Origin of the sequence: Mammaliicoccus sp. P-M59, from assembly GCF_022386135.1 — a bacterium.
GTDB classification, from domain to species: domain Bacteria; phylum Bacillota; class Bacilli; order Staphylococcales; family Staphylococcaceae; genus Mammaliicoccus; species Mammaliicoccus sciuri_A.
Window position 1 is genome coordinate 150,861 of sequence record NZ_JAJNJJ010000001.1, and the last position, 16,896, is coordinate 167,756.

Below are 16,896 nucleotides of genomic sequence, written 5' to 3' on the forward strand. Positions count from 1 at the left end.
AGATTTGAAGAATAATATTTATTTACAATAAATAAATTATTACTATCGATGTTATTTATTTTAAGTTTTAAATTGAAATAAGCATTTTTGTGTATAATATTCAATATTTTCTGATAATAGTGTATGATAGTACTTATAAATAGGGGGGATTAATTTGAAAGATATATTTGGAAAATTTATAAGGTTCAAGAATCCTCATACATATGCTATATTGCTTTTCATTATTGCTATGAGTTGTTTACTGACATATGTGATACCTTCTGGGGAATTTGACAGGAAGTCTGTTAATGATCGGGAAGAGGTTGTTTCGGGTACATATCATTTAGTAGATAGTGAACCTTCTGGCTTTTTAGAAATATTTAGATCAATACCTGAAGGATTAATCAGTGGTGCTGATATTATCTTTTACATATTTTTAGTTGGTGGTGCATTTGGCATTATTCATAAGACAGGTGCCATTACCAATGGCGTCAATGCTGCAATGAATAAGCTTGGTAAAAACGGTAAGTTTATGATTCCACTAACGATGCTCATTTTTTCATTGCTTGGTTTCTCGATAGGTTTAGCTGAAGAGACCATAATTTTTGTTCCAATCGGTATAGCGATTGCTAGAGCAGTCGGATATGATGCAATGACAGGTGCTGCAATGATTATCATGGGCGCTGCTGCTGGCTTTCTCGGCGGAATGCTCAACCCATTTACAGTTGGCGTTGCTCAACAGATTGCAGAAATTCCACTCTTTTCAGGATGGGAATTTAGAACAATTATTTATATTTGTGTATTAATTGTAGGTATTGCATACGTTATGTTTTACGCTCGAAAAGTTAAAAAGAATCCAATGAAAAGTTTAGTATATGAGTTAGAACAACAAGAAAAAGATCAAATAGAACCACAAGAAAAGATTGGTAGATTTACAAAGCGACAAATGTTTTGTTTAATTTTATTAGTTAGTGCAATATGTTTTAACGTATTTGGTATTTTTACATTTGGTTGGTCATTTAATGAAATGAGTGCCAATTTCTTGCTAGTCGGATTATTGGCAGGTTTTATTGCTGGTCTAGGTTTTAACGGTACTTTCGATGCATTAATCGAGGGTATGCAGTCTATTTTATTTGGAGCATTAATTGTTGGCTTCGCTAAAGCAATCGTCGTTGTATTAGAAAATGGTAAAATTATCGACACAATTGTTTATTATTTAACAAATACAATTCAAGATTTACCAGCAAGTATTACGGTAGGGATGATGTTTATCATACAAATGATTTTGAATTTCTTCATCCCATCTGGTTCTGGTCAAGCGATGACGACTATGCCATTAATGGTGCCTATTTCTGATTTATTGAATATCAATAGACAAATGGCAGTACTTGCGTTCCAATATGGTGATGCAGTAAGTAATAGTATATTCCCAACATCAGCTTCGTTAATGGGAGGATTAGCTGTAGCAGGAATCTCATACACAACTTGGGTTAAATTTATTTGGAAGTTATTATTACTGTGGGTTGTTATCTGCTTAGTTGGTATTATTATTGCGTTAGCCCTAGGTTATTAAATTTTAAAATTTTACAAAACTTGAAAAACACATGCTATCTTTAGATGTTTTTCAAGTTTTTTTAATGGATTTATAAAGTTTTTAAAAGTATTAGAGCTATTTACTAACAAAATGCGATTATAAATATTGAGGTGTTATTTGGTATATTAATTTATATCAAAAAGGAGTTAAAAAGAATGTTTAAAATGTTTATATTCGGTGCAATCATTGCAAGTTATATGTATCAACTTACGGGTGTGAAGAAAGTGAACTTTCATTTGTTAACGAAGCGTTCTGTTTGTGAATCATGCCATACATCACTTAAACCGATAGATTTAATACCCATTGTAAGTTATGTAGCATTGCGCGGTAAATGTCGTTATTGTAAGAAGGATATTCCAATAAGTTTATTAATTTGTGAAGTCTTTTTAGGCATACTATTTCTCATTCCAATTCTTTCAACAGTTCAACTAAATCCTCTTTTGTATTACTTCTTAATTATCTTTTTAATACCTTTGTCCATTTATGATTTCCATCATTTTGTCATACCGAATCATATGCTCATCATTATGTTAGTATGTAGTGTTTATTTATTTGGATTAACGCGAGAACAATTTATTTACGCACTGATTATCATATTAATTTTGCACATCTTATATTTCATATCAAGGGGAGGGCTAGGTTATGGAGATATTAAATTATTTTCGTTACTCAGTTTAATTTTGACGATATCACATTTTATATTATGTTTTATGTTTACTTTTATATTTGCGGGTGTATTGATCACACTTTATGTATGTATCACACGAAATAAAATTCAAAAAGTACCACTCGTTCCTTTTATGACACTTGCAGTTATATTTGTACAATTATTCCAAACTCAACTTAATGATTATTTTTTAGGAGGCTACTATGGTTATTAAAATTAAAGATTTACAACATGAAGATAAACCGAGAGAAAGACTTAAATCATATGGTCCAGATAAATTAACAAATAGAGAATTATTGGCGATCATTATTAATTCAGGAAGCAAACAATATTCTAGTCTAGAATGTGCAAATAAAGTATTGAATTTAGTTGAAAATACAAGAGAACTAAGACATTTAACTTTGTCTGAATTACTAAGTGTTAATGGTATTGGTGAATCTAAAGCAATTACTATTCTAGCAGTTATTGAATTAGCTAAAAGAATGCATAGCAATACCGTTCTCGACAAAGTAGAAATCAATGAACCACAAGATGTTGCAGATTATTTAATGGAAAAATTAAGATATTTAAAGCAAGAACACTTTGTGGCTTTATTATTAAATACAAAGAATCAAATTATACATGAACAATCGATTTTTATTGGTTCATTAAATATGGCTGTTGTTCATCCGAGAGATTTATTGAGAGAGGCAGTTAAGCATTCTGCTGCTTCAATTGTGATTGCACATAATCATCCAAGTGGTGATCCAACACCCTCCTTAGAAGATATTAAAACGACAAAGCGCATATTATATTGTTGTGATTTAATGGGTATCGACTTATTAGATCATATTATCATTGGTGATGGAGAATTTATTAGCATATTTGAAAATGACTATATCATGCGTGAAGACTTAGAAATTAATAATATAACTGAATGATTCAATGTTATAATGTAATTAAAAATGAGTCAGGAGTTTTTATTTTGCAAATCATAACGTTCATATTTGTCGTATTACCGTTACTATTTATCATTTCTTTATTTCAACGCAAGAAAAAGCGACCAATTGTTAGAAAAGACTATGGCATCACGTTGATGTTAGGTATCATAGGTGTATTCTTAGCATCTATTATTCTTACTTTAACAAAAGATGGTTCTGCACTTTCAATTAATTTAATACTTGGTTCAATTGTTGCGGGAATTGCTTGGGGTATTCTCGTTTCAATTACATTATTCATTTTAAACAAAATATTAAACAAATAAATAAAATTGTAAATTTTCGGATATTATATTGACATTATTTTTTGAAAAGGCTATCATTAACTTAAATTTATGAGAGAGGAGGTAGTGACTTATGAGAAACATCAGAAGAAGATTTTATAAACAAACAACATCATACATCACTACCCCTACGTTAAATATGAAGCATTAGGGAGTAGTATATTCACTTCCTTTAGAATGTAATTTAAGCACACGCTTTCTTTAAGGATGCGTGTGCTTTTTTGTGTTTAATGATAGGGGTTAAGGGGGGACAACATGTTTCAAGCAATTAAAAAGTTAATGTGGTTTTTTAAAGATCATTGGAAGAGATATACGATTGCAATTATTCTGTTGCTAATTGCGAACGTTGTAGAAGTATTGCCACCTTGGTTAGTAGGGCAGACTATAGATAAGATAAGTGACCGTTCTTTGACTGAACAAATATATCATCAATTAGTAATTATTTTTATAATTGTATTAATTTTGGCTTATATCGTGAATTATATTTGGAGAACTTTAATCTTTTCAGGTTCTCAAATACTTGAATCAATTATGAGACGTAAACTGATGCAAAAATTTTTATCTATGAGTCCAACATTTTTTGAGAAAAATCGAACTGGAGATTTAATGGCAAAGTCTACAAACGATTTAAATCAAATTAGAAATACTGCAGGGATAGGGATTTTAACTTTAATTGATTCTACAACATTTATGGGAACGATAATATTAACGATGGGTATTACAGTGTCATGGAAGCTTACACTATTTGCACTGATTCCATTACCTTTACTAGCCATATTAGAAATTGAATTAGGTAAAAGAATTCATAAACGCTATTTAGTTTCACAAAAATCGTTTGGTGATATGAATGACAGTGTTCTTGAGTCTATTGAAGGTGTACGTGTTACAAGAGCGTATGTACAAGAAGATAAACTCAACAAAGATTTCAAAAATATGACCGAAAGTGTCGTAGAAAAATTTATGAATGTTGAAAAAATGGATGCGTTTTTTCAACCAATAACGATTATTATCACTGCTATGAGTCAAGTGATCGGAATAGGTTATGGAGCATTTCTCGTTAATAGTGGTGAAATGACAATTGGTGGACTAATTTCATTCACCGTATATTTAAATATGCTCGTATGGCCAATGTTTTCAGTTGGTATTTTGATAAATATTATGCAAAGAGGAAATGCGTCTATAGATCGTGTTGAAGAAACGTTAAATGAAGCGGAAACAGTAATTGATGTAGAAAATAAAGGCATGCCTTCACATGATATAGGTATGAATTCTGTTGTGTTTAAATATCCATCAAGTGAATCCATTAACTTGAACAACATTAATATCATACTAAGTAAAGGTGAAACTTTAGGTATTGTCGGTGCAACTGGTTCTGGCAAGACGACATTAATCAAACAAATTTTGAAAGAGTATCCTACTGGTGATGGAGAAATCGTACTTGGAGATACTAATATTAATCAAATTTCAAAAAGTGATTTAAGAAGTTTAATTGGTTATGTATCTCAAGAAAATATTTTATTCTCTAGATCTATTAGAGATAACATTAGATTTGGTAAATCGAATGCTACCGACAATGAAATCGAAGAAGCGATTAAATTAGCATACTTTGAAAAAGATATCGAACGTTTACCACAAGGTTTAGAAACATTAGTAGGAGAAAAAGGTATAGCAATTTCTGGAGGTCAAAAGCAAAGAATAGCAATTGCTAGAGCATTGATTATGGATCCTAAAATATTAATTTTAGACGATGCACTATCTGCTGTTGATGCAAAAACAGAAAAGAAAATTATACAAAATATACAAAAATATAGACAGGGTAAAACAACCATTATTGCGACACATCGATTATCAGGTGTTAAACATGCTAATCAAATTGTTGTCATGGACCACGGAGAAATCACGGAGTCAGGTACACATGACCAATTACTCCAAATGAATGGTTGGTACAAATCTCAATTTGAAAGACAACGGTTGAAGGAGGTGTATAGCAAGTGAGTATTGTAAATCAACTCTTTCCATTTGTTAGCAAATATAAGAAAAGATTCATCATTGGTATTGTTATTTTAATTGGAGCAGTGGGGTTCGAATTATTAGGGCCATTGGTTGCGATGTATATTATTGATCATTATGTTAAAACATCTGCTTCACAAATTATACAATTACGACCAGTGTTACTATTATTGAGTTTGTTCTTTGTAGTGTCACTTATTCATGCGATATTAAGTTATTTTCAAACACTCGTTCTTCAACGTGCTGGATCAGATGTAATTAAAGAGTTAAGAATTAAGCTCTTTGAACACGTTCAAAAGTTACCGATTAAATACTTTGATAATTTACCAGCTGGAAAAGTAGTAGCTAGAATAACGAATGATACACAAATGATACTCGAACTATTCACTGTTATATTACCAAACTTTATTTCAGCTTTTATTACGATGATAGGTGTCATTATTGCGATATTCTTTATTAATATTAAAATTGGTTTTATCGCATTGATTACAATACCTTTCGTAATACTTTGGTTATTGTGGTACAAAAAAGTAACGGGTAAATACAACTATGTCATTCGAGAAAAAAATAGTGATATGAATGCACTTATAAATGAATCTATAAATGGTATGAATATCATTCAAGCATTTAAACAAGAAAAACAAATTATGAATGATTTTGATGAAATGAATCAAGCGTATTTAAACAATTATAAAAAAATCATACAATTTGATTCGCTGACAGAACATAATTTGTTAAGTACGATTAGAAGTATTGTGTTTTTAATGTTGATTGTCGTATTTGGAACACAATTTCTAAATTCTTCTGTCGCAATTTCAGTCGGAACGTTATATATTCTTGTAAATTATATAACAAGATTGTTTGATCCTTTGTTTGGTGTATTAAACGTATTGGGACAATTAGAACAGGCAAGAGTTTCTTGCGTAAGAGTATTTGAAATGATGAATGTCTCTGAAGAAAAGATGCCAGAACATCAAATTCAGTTGCCTAAAAAAATAGAAGGTCGTGTACATTTTAAAGATGTCTCGTTTGCTTATAATGAAGGTGAATACGTCTTGGAAGATATCAATTTAGATGTCGATAAAGGACAAACAATTGCGTTAGTTGGACATACAGGATCAGGGAAAAGTTCTATCATGAATTTACTATTCAGATTCTATGATCCTACTAATGGAACAATTGAAGTTGATGGTATACCGACCATTAAGACTGATAAAAGAGATATGCGAAAACATATGGGCATTGTATTACAAGACCCATACTTATATACAGGGACTATTTTATCCAACATTACATTAGACGATCCTAAAGTAACGCGAGAAAAAGCTGTTGAAAGTTTAAATGCAGTAGGTGGAGATAGAGTGTTAGAACACTTTAAAAAAGGGATTGATGAACCAGTTATTGAAAGAGGTCGTACATTAAGTTCTGGACAGCGACAAATCATTTCATTTGCGCGAGCACTTGCATTTGATCCAGAAATTTTGATTTTAGATGAAGCAACATCAAGTATTGATTCTGAAACGGAAGAAATTATACAAAAAGCAATGACTGTGTTGTCTAAAGGACGAACATCATTTATTATTGCGCACCGACTTTCAACGATTAAGAATGCTGATCAAATTATTGTTCTTGATAAAGGTCGCATTATTGAAAAAGGAAATCATGATGAGTTAATCAAGTTAGAAGGGCAATATTACAAAATGTATCAAATGCAGTCTTTAACAGATTAATCGTGTTAAACAAACTAATGGCCTGGGATATATTATCCCAGGCCATTGTTTTATATTTTTTAAACTCATCATTGCGGTCACATAAAGTAAAGTACGCCTTGATATATGAAGTAAATAACTAAAGCGATGATTGCTAATTTTATTACAACTCTTAATAATCCAACGAAAAATCTAAAAAAGATAATTAAAAACAAGATAGCTAAAAATATATATATTAATTCCAAATTTATCACCTCTTGAATTCATTATAAAGAATAAACTCATTAAATACATCAGACTACAGAATGATTAAAGGTTTAGGTCTAAAGCCCGATGATGTTATTTGAGCAATTTTCGTATAATATAAATGAATGAGAGGTGTCTATAATTTTGAGATGGTTATTTAGATTAATTAGAAATTTATTAGCGTTATTAGCAATTGTCATTATCATTGTTATTGTATATAGAAACGTACCAGCATTGAGTGATTTAAATCCGTTTGATCATAGTAATGAACAAACGACTGAAGAAATGGCTCCACAACATGCAAATGCAACTTATAAAATTGAAGATAATCCATTATTACAAAATGTACCATTAGGTCAAACTAAACAAGCATTTAATTGGATCAATAAAAGTGAATTCATGGATGTTTCAGGACTAGAACGTATGGGATATGACGACAACTATGTTGCAGGGCAAAGAGGAACAGAGTATATCTTGTATAAATTTGGGGAACCAAAGATGTATGTTTATCAAACAGAGCAAGATTTAATGAATGATTTAAGTGCAATGCACTCAAATATAGAATTATTACCTAAAACTGCATATTAAATTTTTATTTCGGCAGTCTCTTACTTTATTTAAAGTGCTGTGTAAGCTAAAATAGTAATATCATTGTTAATGAGTCATTTGAAGATTAAGAGGTGTTCGGATTGTCGAATTTTTTTAAAAATAATAAAATAATGATTTTTCTAATTTCTATGGTTTTATTAATTGTAATTGTTGGTTATTCAGTGAGAGCGCAATCTGCATCGCTTAGTGAACAATATGCGAGTGATACATCATCGTTTGGTGGAAGAATCGTATCTTATCCAGTTACTTTTGTTTCTGATTTCTTCTCTGGAATTTTCACTTCAGACGAAGACGTTGATAAACTAAAAGAAGAAGTAAAAAGTACAGATCAAATCAAAGCTGATAAAGCAAGATTAGAAAAAGAAAACAAAGCCTTAAAAAAAGAATTGGATATGAAGGATATTTCGCAATTCAATCCAATATCAGCTACTGTAATCGGTAGAAGTCCAGATCAATGGATGAATACAATCATTATTGATAAAGGAAAAAAGAGCGGCATGAAAGAAAATATGGCTGTCATTACGAGTGAAGGTTTAGTAGGTAGAATTAAAAAAGCAAACCAATTTTCTTCACAAGTTGAATTAATATCTACAAGTGTTAAAACGAGTAAGCTTTCAGTAGATATACAGCAAGATGATGATAATATCTTTGGTATGATTAATCGATATGACGAAGATAAAGATTTACTTGTTATTAGTGATATCGATAATAAATACAGTATCAAAAAAGGATCTAAAGTTGTAACAAATGGTTTAGGTGACCAACTTCCTAAAGGTATATTGGTTGGTAAAGTTGAAAAAGTAGAAAATGATGAATATGGTTTATCTAAAGTTGCCTATATCAAGACATCTACAAACATTAAAGAATTAAACCATGTATATGTTGCTAAACGTGATCCAGAAACGATACCTTCATCTGAAGAAAGTGGTGAGGAATAATGAGATTTTACGTTATTCCTTTAATTGGTGTCTTATTATTTTACTTAGATTCATTATTAACACGTTTATCACCTTTACATTTATTTGGTGAGACATTTATTATCGTGCCTCGATTAACATTTTTGTACTTACTCATAATTGCTGTATACAAAAATCCTAAAGTTGCCATTATTTTAGCAATCGTTACAGGTATTTTTACAGATATTTATTATGGCGGTATATACGGTGTCTATACATTTGGATATGCTATTTTTGTGATTATGATGGATAAACTATTTAAAGTATTTTATAGAGATATTTTGATGATGGTTATTCTCTTAATATCTTCAGTTGTATTACTTGAAATATGGGTCATGGTTTTTTATGGATTTTTAGGCATTGCCTCAATTAATATTGGCCAAATTATTCTATTTAGATTAATTCCAACTGTCATATTTAATTTAATATGTTTAATCATCATTTTCCCATTTGTATTAAAATTATTAGAAAGAAATACTAATTAATGAAAGATTATTGACATCAATAGCTGTAGGTGGTACTCTATTGAAGTTGAGTAGTTTCTAGCTACATACAACCGCTCGATCATAGGTCTTAAAGTACGTATGTCACCTATGAATGGCGTGACTTAAAAAATTAGGAGGTGCAAGTATGTTTGCTATAATTGAAACTGGCGGAAAGCAAGTTAAAGTAGAAGAAGGTCAAACAATTTGGGTTGAGAAATTAGACGTAAATGAAGGTGATTCATTCACATTTGACCAAGTATTATTTGTAGGTGGAGATTCAGTTAAAGTTGGATCACCTGTTGTTGAAGGTGCTTCAGTTACTGCTAAAGTTGAAAAACAAGGACGCGGTAAAAAAATCACTGTATTCAAATACAAAGCTAAGAAAAACTACAAACGTAAACAAGGTCATCGTCAACCTTACACTAAATTAACAATCGAAAAAATCAACGCATAATTTATGATTAATGTAGATGTTAGTTTGAATCAAGAAGGGCAAGTTACAGATATTGAAATGTCTGGACATGCTGATTCAGGTGAATACGGTAAAGACTTAGTCTGTGCCGGTGCTTCAGCAGTTGTCTTTGGTACAACAAATGCTATCATTGGATTAACTGATGAGTCGCCTGATATAGATTACAGTGACGACGGTGGATATTTTCATATACGTAGTGTAAACTTAGAAAATGAACAAGCGCAAATATTATTACAAGGCCTTATCGTTTCTTTGAAAACAATCGAAGAAGAATATGGGCAATATATTAAACTAAATTACAAGTGAGGTGTAACTCATGTTAAAATTAAACTTACAATTTTTCGCATCGAAAAAAGGGGTAGGTTCTACAAAGAACGGTCGTGACTCTGAATCAAAACGTTTAGGTGCTAAACGTGCTGACGGTCAATTCGTTACTGGTGGTTCTATTCTTTATCGTCAACGTGGAACTAAAGTTTTCGCTGGTGAAAACGTAGGTCGCGGTGGAGACGATACATTATTCGCTAAAATCGACGGCGTTGTTAAATTCGAACGTTTTGGTCGTGACAAAAAGAAAGTATCTGTATACGCAGCTGCTGAATAATCTTTATATTTAGATGAGGCTGGGACATGTATAATTGTCCCAGCCTCAATCATTATGTTGGCAGTTATTTATATAAACATGAATGGTACGTTTTATTTATAATGAAGGTATTCAGAAATGCAGTTTCTTTTTTTATTCATAATATTAAAATGTTATAATGAGTGTTATGAATAATGATAATAAAGGTGATGGAATGAATAATTTAGATGTGTATTTAAAGTCTAGACATGATTTTGTGAATCAGTTCCAATTGTTATATACATATAAACAGTTAGGAAAACATGAAGAGGTTGATTTATTAATTGATGAATTGTACAAAAATCTCAAGCAAGAACAGTTGTTTTTAAATGCACCGTGTAGAAAATTTGTTCATAATGTATTTGAATACAAACTATCTTTGTCAGGCTCTAAATGGACATTTGAAATTGACAACTCAAATATCGATTATTATCAAAAGAACTTAGAAAGAACAGATGGTACTTTAACAAATATATTTAATGATTTGAAATATGTTGTGATTAACGATATGGATGAAAAAAATATTCATATTAGTCTTACAGTAGAAGAGGAATTTGTCACAATGATTATTTGGTTAAGTGCGACTAATCAGGAGCTTAATCAAATTGAACAATCATTTTCTAAATATAACGTTGAAGTTTTATCAGAAAGTCAAAATCATATAGATTTAGAATTTTTTATTAACATAAAAGAAATAGAGGTGTAAACATGTTTATAGATCAGGTCAAAATATCGTTAAAAGCCGGTGATGGCGGTAACGGTTTAGTAGCTTTTCGTCGTGAAAAGTATGTTCCATTTGGTGGACCAGCAGGTGGCGACGGTGGTAAAGGTGCTTCAGTCGTATTTGAGGTAGATGAAGGTTTACGTACTTTATTAGACTTTAGATTCCAAAGAAAATTTAAAGCTGATAAAGGTGAGAATGGACAAAGTAGTAATATGCACGGTCGTGGAGCAGACGACTTAGTATTAAAAGTACCACCTGGTACAATTATTAAAAATGCCGAAAATGAAGAGATTTTAGCTGACCTTGTTGAACATGGTCAACGCGCTACAGTCGCTAAAGGTGGCCGTGGTGGTAGAGGTAACTCAAGATTTGCTTCAGCAAGTAATCCGGCACCAGATTTCTGTGAAAATGGTGAACCTGGTGAAGAACTTGAAGTCATGTTAGAACTTAAACTTATGGCAGATGTAGGTTTAGTAGGTTATCCAAGCGTTGGTAAATCAACATTATTATCTATCGTTTCCAAAGCAAAACCAAAAATCGGTGCTTATCACTTTACGACAATTAAACCTAATTTAGGTGTTGTCCAAACAAATGATGGTCGAGGATTTGTAATGGCAGATTTACCAGGTTTAATTGAAGGTGCTTCTGAAGGTGTAGGTTTAGGTCATCAATTCTTAAGACATATTGAACGTACAAGAGTAATTGTTCATATAATAGATATGAGTGGAATGGAAGGCAGAGACCCATATGAAGATTATGTTACAATTAATCAAGAATTAAAATCATATAATGAAAATCTTTCTAGAAGACCACAAATTGTTGTTGCGAATAAAATGGATTTACCAGATTCAGAAACACAATTAGAAATGTTTAAAGAACAACTTCAAGAAGATGTTAATATTATTCCTATTAGTACAGTTACACGTCATAATGTTGATAAACTACTTTATCAAATTGCTGATTTATTAGATGAAACTGAAGGAATGGACTTCGATTCAGTCGAAGAAGAAACTGGCGTACATCGTGTTGTCTATAAACACGAAAAATCACGAGATCATTTTGTTATTACAAGAGATGACGATGGTGCCTATGTTGTATCAGGTAATTCGATTGAAAGATTATTCAAAATGACGGACTTTAATCGTGATGCAGCAGTCAGAAGATTTGCAAGACAAATGCGTTCAATGGGTATTGATGATGCCTTAAGAGAACGTGGTGCTTCAAATGGTGATATTGTAAGAATTTTAGGTGGAGAATTTGAATTTGTCGAATAGGGCGTGTTCCAATTGAAAAAATCAAATGAATCAACAAAAAGGTTTTATTTAATCAGAGAAGATGTTTTGCCAGAGTCAGTGCAAAAGACAATCAAAGTTAAAAATGCATTATTAAAAAATAATAATTTAACGATTTATGATGCAGTTAAAGAATTTAATTTATCTAGAAGTGCTTTTTATAAATATAAAGATACAATATTTCCAATTGATAGATTAGAAGAACAGACCAAAAATTTAACGTTAATTTTATATGTACAAGATGAAGTGGGGATGCTCGCAACTGTCTTGAATAAAATTGCAGAAGTTAAAGGTTCTGTACTTACCATACATCAAAGTCTACCAATAAAGGATAGAGCAACGATTACAATTTCTCTTAATGCTGCAAATATTGAGTTATCTTTAGAAGAGTTAATGGATGCAATTAAAGAAAGTCCATATGTTGATGAAGTAGAAATTATTGGAATGAGTATGTAAAGGAAGTTGTCTAAATGTATGCATATATAAAAGGAATCGTTACACAATTATACCCTTCTCATATTGTAGTTGAGGCAAATGGTATAGGTTATGAAATTCAAACACCTAACTCATATCGTTTTCAATCTCAATTAGATAAAGAAACGCAAGTATATACACAATTAATTGTGCGTGAAGATGCCCAATTATTATATGGATTTGTGAATCTTGAAGAAAAGGATATGTTTTTAAGCTTAATTAAAGTGACAGGTATTGGACCGAAGTCAGCTTTAGCAATTTTAGCGACAAGCACGCCTAATGAAGTAGCAATTGCTATAGAAAATGAAAATGAATCATATTTAACAAAGTTTCCAGGTATCGGTAAAAAAACAGCAAGACAAATTATTCTTGATTTAAAAGGGAAATTAATCATCACAGAAGAATCTGAGTTATTCCCAGAAAGTAAAGATGCCGGTCAAGATGTATTAGAAGAAGCATTGTTAGCTTTAGAAGCATTAGGTTACTCTAAACGAGAAATTACAAAAGTTAAGAAGAACCTAGAAAAAGAATCATTTGATTCAGTAGATGCTTGTGTTAAAAGAGGTTTAGCATTACTTATTCAGTAAATGAGGTGATTTTTTGGATGAGCGATTAATGGATGAACATGGGCACGAAGATGATATCCAAAGTGAACTTTCATTAAGACCAGATACTTTAAATCAATATATTGGTCAAAACAATATTAAATCAAACTTAGATATATTTATTAAAGCTGCTAAGTTAAGGGAAGAACCTTTAGATCATTGTTTACTTTACGGTCCACCTGGTCTAGGTAAGACAACTTTAGCGCATATTATATCTAATGAGATGAATGTTAATCTACGAACTGCAAGTGGACCTTCTATTGAAAGACCCGGTGATTTAGCAGCCATACTTTCTGCGCTACAACCTGGAGATGTACTTTTCATAGATGAGATACACCGATTAAGCAGAGTTGTTGAAGAAGTGTTATACCCTGCTATGGAAGATTTCTTCTTAGATATCGTTGTTGGTAAAGGTGAAGAAGCTAGAAGTATTAGAATCGATTTGCCACCATTTACGCTAGTAGGTGCTACAACGCGTGTAGGGAGTCTTTCAGCACCTTTGAGAGATCGTTTCGGTGTGCATCTTAGATTAGAATATTACGACGATAATAGTTTACAAGAAATTATAAAACGTACTGCTGAAGTATTTGAAGTAGATATTGATCAAAATAGCACGGTTGAATTATCTAAACGAAGTAGAGGAACACCTCGTATAGCAAATCGTTTGTTACGTAGAGTGCGTGATTTTGCTCAAGTAGAAGGTGACGAAGCTATTTCTATGGATATTACAAAGCATGCTTTAGATTTGTTGCAAGTAGATGAAGAAGGACTTGACCATATAGACTATAAAATTATGCACTGTATCCTGAATAATTATAAAGGTGGTCCAGTTGGGTTAGATGCAATAGCAGCTACCATAGGTGAAGAGCGTGTAACACTTGAAGACGTTTATGAACCTTATCTTATCCAAAAAGGATTTATAGAAAGAACGCCAAGAGGTCGTCGTGCAACTGCATTAAGTTACGATCACTTCGACATTAAAAAGGATTAGGAAAGAGGCAAAGTTTGTGAATATTGAAGATTTCGATTTTGATTTACCTGAATCATTAATTGCACAAACACCACTGTTAGATAGAGAAAGCAGTAGGTTATTAAAATGTAATAAAGCAACAGGTGAATTGGAAGATTTAACGTTTAAAGAAGTTGTCAATCAACTTTCACCAGGGGACTGTTTAGTATTAAATGATACGAAAGTGATGCCAGCAAGATTGTTTGGTATCAAAGAAGAAACTGGTGCAAAAGTAGAAATGCTAATGCTAACGCAACAAGAAGATAATGAATGGGAAGTATTGATTAAACCAGCTAAACGTATTAGAGTTGGTCAATCTGTGTCATTTGGAGAAGGTAAAATTATTGCGACTTGTGTCAAAGAACTTGAACAAGGTGGACGCATTATGAAACTTTCATACGAAGGTATTTTACAAGAAAGATTAGATGAACTAGGTGAAATGCCTTTACCACCATATATTAAAGAACGTTTAGATGACCAAGATAGATATCAAACAGTTTATGCTAAAGCAGTTGGGTCTGCAGCTGCGCCTACAGCAGGTTTACATTTCACTGAACATTTATTACAAGAAATCGCTGATAAAGGCGTTCACATTGCTTTTATTACATTACATGTTGGCTTAGGTACATTTAGACCAGTCAGTGTAGATAATATAGATGATCATGAGATGCATTCAGAATATTACCAAATGACTGCTGAGACGGCTGATTTATTAAATCGTGTAAAAGCAAGTGGTCATAAAATCATATCTGTAGGTACAACGTCTACAAGAACACTAGAAACAATTCGTTCTAAAAATGACCAATTTGTTGAAGAAAGCGGTTGGACAGATATATTTATTTATCCGGGATACGAATTTAAAGCGATAGATGGATTAATTACCAATTTCCATTTACCAAAATCAACACTTATTATGTTGGTATCTGCATTATCAACTAGAGAACATATTTTAAATGCATATAAACATGCAGTTGAAGAAAAGTATAGATTCTTTAGTTTTGGCGATGCAATGATTTTAATATAGAAAAGGAGTAACAATATGCCTGCAGTAACATATGAGCACATTAAAACTTGTAAGCAATCAGGTGCAAGACTCGGGATTGTGCATACACCTCATGGTTCATTTGAGACGCCAATGTTCATGCCTGTTGGAACTAAAGCAACCGTTAAGACAATGAGCCCTGAAGAGCTTAAACAAATGGAAGCAAAAATTATACTTAGTAATACCTATCATTTGTGGTTACAACCTGGAAGTGATATCATTTCTAAAGTGGGTGGATTACATAAGTTTATGAATTGGGATGGACCTATACTTACTGATTCTGGTGGTTTTCAAGTATTCAGCTTAAGTGATATGAGAAAAATCGAAGAAGAAGGTGTACATTTTAGACATCATTTAAATGGTTCTAAATTGTTCTTAAGTCCTGAAAAAGCGATGCATATTCAAAATGATCTTGGTTCAGATATTATGATGGCGTTTGATGAATGTCCTCCAATGCCATCTGAATATGAATATGTAAAAAATTCAATTGAGAGAACATCAAGATGGGCGGAAAGATGTCTAGAAGCTCATCGTCGCCCTGAAGATCAAGCTTTATTTGGTATTATCCAAGGTGGAGAATATAAGGATCTTAGAGAGCAAAGTGCTAAAGACCTCGTTTCACTTGATTTTCCTGGCTATGCAATTGGTGGTTTGTCTGTTGGTGAACCTAAACCTGTCATGTACAGAATGGTTGAACATACAACGCCATTAATGCCATTTAATAAACCAAGATATTTAATGGGAGTTGGTTCTCCAGACGCATTAATCGAATGTTCAATTAGGGGCATCGATATGTTTGATTGCGTATTACCTACACGTATAGCTAGAAATGGTACATGTATGACATCTCAAGGTAGAGTCGTTATAAAAAATGCTAAATATCAGCAAGATTTATCACCACTTGATCCAGAGTGTGATTGTTATACATGTAGAAACTATACTAAAGCATATTTGCGTCATCTGATTAAAGCAGATGAAACATTTGGAATTCGTCTTACTACATATCATAATTTGTATTTCTTATTAAAACTTATGGAGAACATTCGCCAAGCAATAAGAGAAGATCGATTACTTGATTTCAAAGATGAATTTTTCGAGCAGTATGGACTAAATGTAGATAACCCCAAAAACTTTTAAAGGAGA

19 protein-coding genes and 1 other annotated feature are annotated in these 16,896 nt (G+C 31.9%); all 19 genes read left to right on the forward strand.

What is annotated here, in order from left to right; all coding sequences use genetic code 11:
- The first annotated feature begins 154 nt into the window (after positions 1-154).
- The gene (locus LQ617_RS00710; protein ID WP_239739219.1) at positions 155-1,552 is read left to right on the forward strand and encodes a YfcC family protein; all 1,398 of its coding nucleotides are present in this window, start codon (positions 155-157) and stop codon (positions 1,550-1,552) included.
- A gap of 176 nt (positions 1,553-1,728) precedes the next feature.
- On the forward strand, positions 1,729-2,454 hold the full coding sequence (locus LQ617_RS00715) for a prepilin peptidase (RefSeq protein ID WP_206166950.1): 726 nt from the start codon (positions 1,729-1,731) through the stop codon (positions 2,452-2,454).
- Positions 2,444-3,160 carry a RadC family protein gene (radC, locus tag LQ617_RS00720; protein ID WP_037588446.1) on the forward strand — a complete coding sequence of 239 codons (717 nt, stop codon included), beginning with the start codon at positions 2,444-2,446 and terminating at the stop codon, positions 3,158-3,160. Before LQ617_RS00715 ends, radC begins: the two co-directional genes overlap by 11 nt.
- Before the next feature lie 44 nt (positions 3,161-3,204).
- Positions 3,205-3,483: a hypothetical protein gene (locus LQ617_RS00725; protein WP_191835657.1), complete on the forward strand. Its 279-nt coding sequence runs from the start codon at positions 3,205-3,207 to the stop codon at positions 3,481-3,483.
- Between the two features lie 273 nt (positions 3,484-3,756).
- Positions 3,757-5,496 (forward strand): ABC transporter ATP-binding protein, encoded by a 1,740-nt coding sequence (locus LQ617_RS00730; protein ID WP_206166953.1) that lies wholly within the window; start codon positions 3,757-3,759, stop codon positions 5,494-5,496.
- Entirely contained in the window at positions 5,493-7,241 is a 1,749-nt protein-coding gene (locus tag LQ617_RS00735) for an ABC transporter ATP-binding protein (protein WP_239739221.1), read from the forward strand. The genes LQ617_RS00730 and LQ617_RS00735 overlap by 4 nt, the downstream gene beginning before the upstream one ends.
- A gap of 369 nt (positions 7,242-7,610) precedes the next feature.
- Entirely contained in the window at positions 7,611-8,054 is a 444-nt protein-coding gene (locus LQ617_RS00740) for a DUF4930 family protein (protein WP_037588438.1), read from the forward strand.
- 101 nt (positions 8,055-8,155) lie between these two features.
- A complete protein-coding gene (mreC, locus tag LQ617_RS00745) occupies positions 8,156-9,013 on the forward strand; it encodes a rod shape-determining protein MreC (protein ID WP_037588437.1) in 858 nt (285 codons plus the stop codon).
- Complete coding sequence (gene mreD / locus LQ617_RS00750) at positions 9,013-9,516, forward strand: rod shape-determining protein MreD (RefSeq protein WP_037588435.1); 504 nt, start codon at positions 9,013-9,015, stop codon at positions 9,514-9,516. The genes mreC and mreD overlap by 1 nt, the downstream gene beginning before the upstream one ends.
- A 59-nt stretch (positions 9,517-9,575) precedes the next feature.
- Positions 9,576-9,649, forward strand: a sequence feature (ribosomal protein L21 leader region).
- A gap of 12 nt (positions 9,650-9,661) precedes the next feature.
- Positions 9,662-9,970 carry a 50S ribosomal protein L21 gene (gene rplU / locus LQ617_RS00755; RefSeq protein WP_016911517.1) on the forward strand — a complete coding sequence of 103 codons (309 nt, stop codon included), beginning with the start codon at positions 9,662-9,664 and terminating at the stop codon, positions 9,968-9,970.
- A gap of 3 nt (positions 9,971-9,973) precedes the next feature.
- The gene (locus tag LQ617_RS00760; RefSeq protein ID WP_037588433.1) at positions 9,974-10,294 is read left to right on the forward strand and encodes a ribosomal-processing cysteine protease Prp; all 321 of its coding nucleotides are present in this window, start codon (positions 9,974-9,976) and stop codon (positions 10,292-10,294) included.
- Positions 10,295-10,304: 10 nt separating this feature from the next.
- Entirely contained in the window at positions 10,305-10,589 is a 285-nt protein-coding gene (rpmA, locus tag LQ617_RS00765) for a 50S ribosomal protein L27 (RefSeq protein ID WP_025904267.1), read from the forward strand.
- Positions 10,590-10,755: 166 nt separating this feature from the next.
- On the forward strand, positions 10,756-11,313 hold the full coding sequence (locus tag LQ617_RS00770) for a Spo0B domain-containing protein (RefSeq protein ID WP_239739222.1): 558 nt from the start codon (positions 10,756-10,758) through the stop codon (positions 11,311-11,313).
- A 2-nt stretch (positions 11,314-11,315) separates the two neighbouring features.
- Positions 11,316-12,605 (forward strand): GTPase ObgE, encoded by a 1,290-nt coding sequence (obgE, locus tag LQ617_RS00775; RefSeq protein WP_025904265.1) that lies wholly within the window; start codon positions 11,316-11,318, stop codon positions 12,603-12,605.
- 12 nt (positions 12,606-12,617) lie between these two features.
- A complete protein-coding gene (locus LQ617_RS00780) occupies positions 12,618-13,079 on the forward strand; it encodes an ACT domain-containing protein (protein ID WP_025904264.1) in 462 nt (153 codons plus the stop codon).
- A gap of 14 nt (positions 13,080-13,093) precedes the next feature.
- The gene (ruvA, locus tag LQ617_RS00785; protein WP_025904263.1) at positions 13,094-13,684 is read left to right on the forward strand and encodes a Holliday junction branch migration protein RuvA; all 591 of its coding nucleotides are present in this window, start codon (positions 13,094-13,096) and stop codon (positions 13,682-13,684) included.
- A gap of 28 nt (positions 13,685-13,712) precedes the next feature.
- Positions 13,713-14,693, forward strand: coding sequence for a Holliday junction branch migration DNA helicase RuvB (gene ruvB / locus LQ617_RS00790; RefSeq protein ID WP_411814889.1), 981 nt, complete (start codon positions 13,713-13,715; stop codon positions 14,691-14,693).
- A 16-nt stretch (positions 14,694-14,709) separates the two neighbouring features.
- A complete protein-coding gene (queA, locus tag LQ617_RS00795) occupies positions 14,710-15,735 on the forward strand; it encodes a tRNA preQ1(34) S-adenosylmethionine ribosyltransferase-isomerase QueA (RefSeq protein ID WP_037588426.1) in 1,026 nt (341 codons plus the stop codon).
- 15 nt (positions 15,736-15,750) lie between these two features.
- Complete coding sequence (gene tgt, locus LQ617_RS00800) at positions 15,751-16,890, forward strand: tRNA guanosine(34) transglycosylase Tgt (protein ID WP_025904260.1); 1,140 nt, start codon at positions 15,751-15,753, stop codon at positions 16,888-16,890.
- Positions 16,891-16,896 lie beyond the last annotated feature (6 nt).

Excerpts from the sequence above, each read along its gene's own strand:
- LQ617_RS00760 (WP_037588433.1), top strand. The coding sequence starts at position 9,974 with ATGATTAATGTAGATGTTAGTTTGAATCAAGAAGGGCAAGTTACAGAT.
- LQ617_RS00730 (WP_206166953.1), top strand. The coding sequence starts at position 3,757 with ATGTTTCAAGCAATTAAAAAGTTAATGTGGTTTTTTAAAGATCATTGG.
- obgE (WP_025904265.1), top strand. The coding sequence starts at position 11,316 with ATGTTTATAGATCAGGTCAAAATATCGTTAAAAGCCGGTGATGGCGGT.
- ruvB (WP_411814889.1), top strand. The coding sequence starts at position 13,713 with ATGGATGAACATGGGCACGAAGATGATATCCAAAGTGAACTTTCATTA.
- LQ617_RS00770 (WP_239739222.1), top strand. The coding sequence starts at position 10,756 with ATGAATAATGATAATAAAGGTGATGGAATGAATAATTTAGATGTGTAT.
- ruvA (WP_025904263.1), top strand. The coding sequence starts at position 13,094 with ATGTATGCATATATAAAAGGAATCGTTACACAATTATACCCTTCTCAT.
- LQ617_RS00715 (WP_206166950.1), top strand. The coding sequence starts at position 1,729 with ATGTTTAAAATGTTTATATTCGGTGCAATCATTGCAAGTTATATGTAT.
- tgt (WP_025904260.1), top strand. The coding sequence starts at position 15,751 with ATGCCTGCAGTAACATATGAGCACATTAAAACTTGTAAGCAATCAGGT.
- rpmA (WP_025904267.1), top strand. The coding sequence starts at position 10,305 with ATGTTAAAATTAAACTTACAATTTTTCGCATCGAAAAAAGGGGTAGGT.
- rplU (WP_016911517.1), top strand. The coding sequence starts at position 9,662 with ATGTTTGCTATAATTGAAACTGGCGGAAAGCAAGTTAAAGTAGAAGAA.
- mreD (WP_037588435.1), top strand. The coding sequence starts at position 9,013 with ATGAGATTTTACGTTATTCCTTTAATTGGTGTCTTATTATTTTACTTA.
- radC (WP_037588446.1), top strand. The coding sequence starts at position 2,444 with ATGGTTATTAAAATTAAAGATTTACAACATGAAGATAAACCGAGAGAA.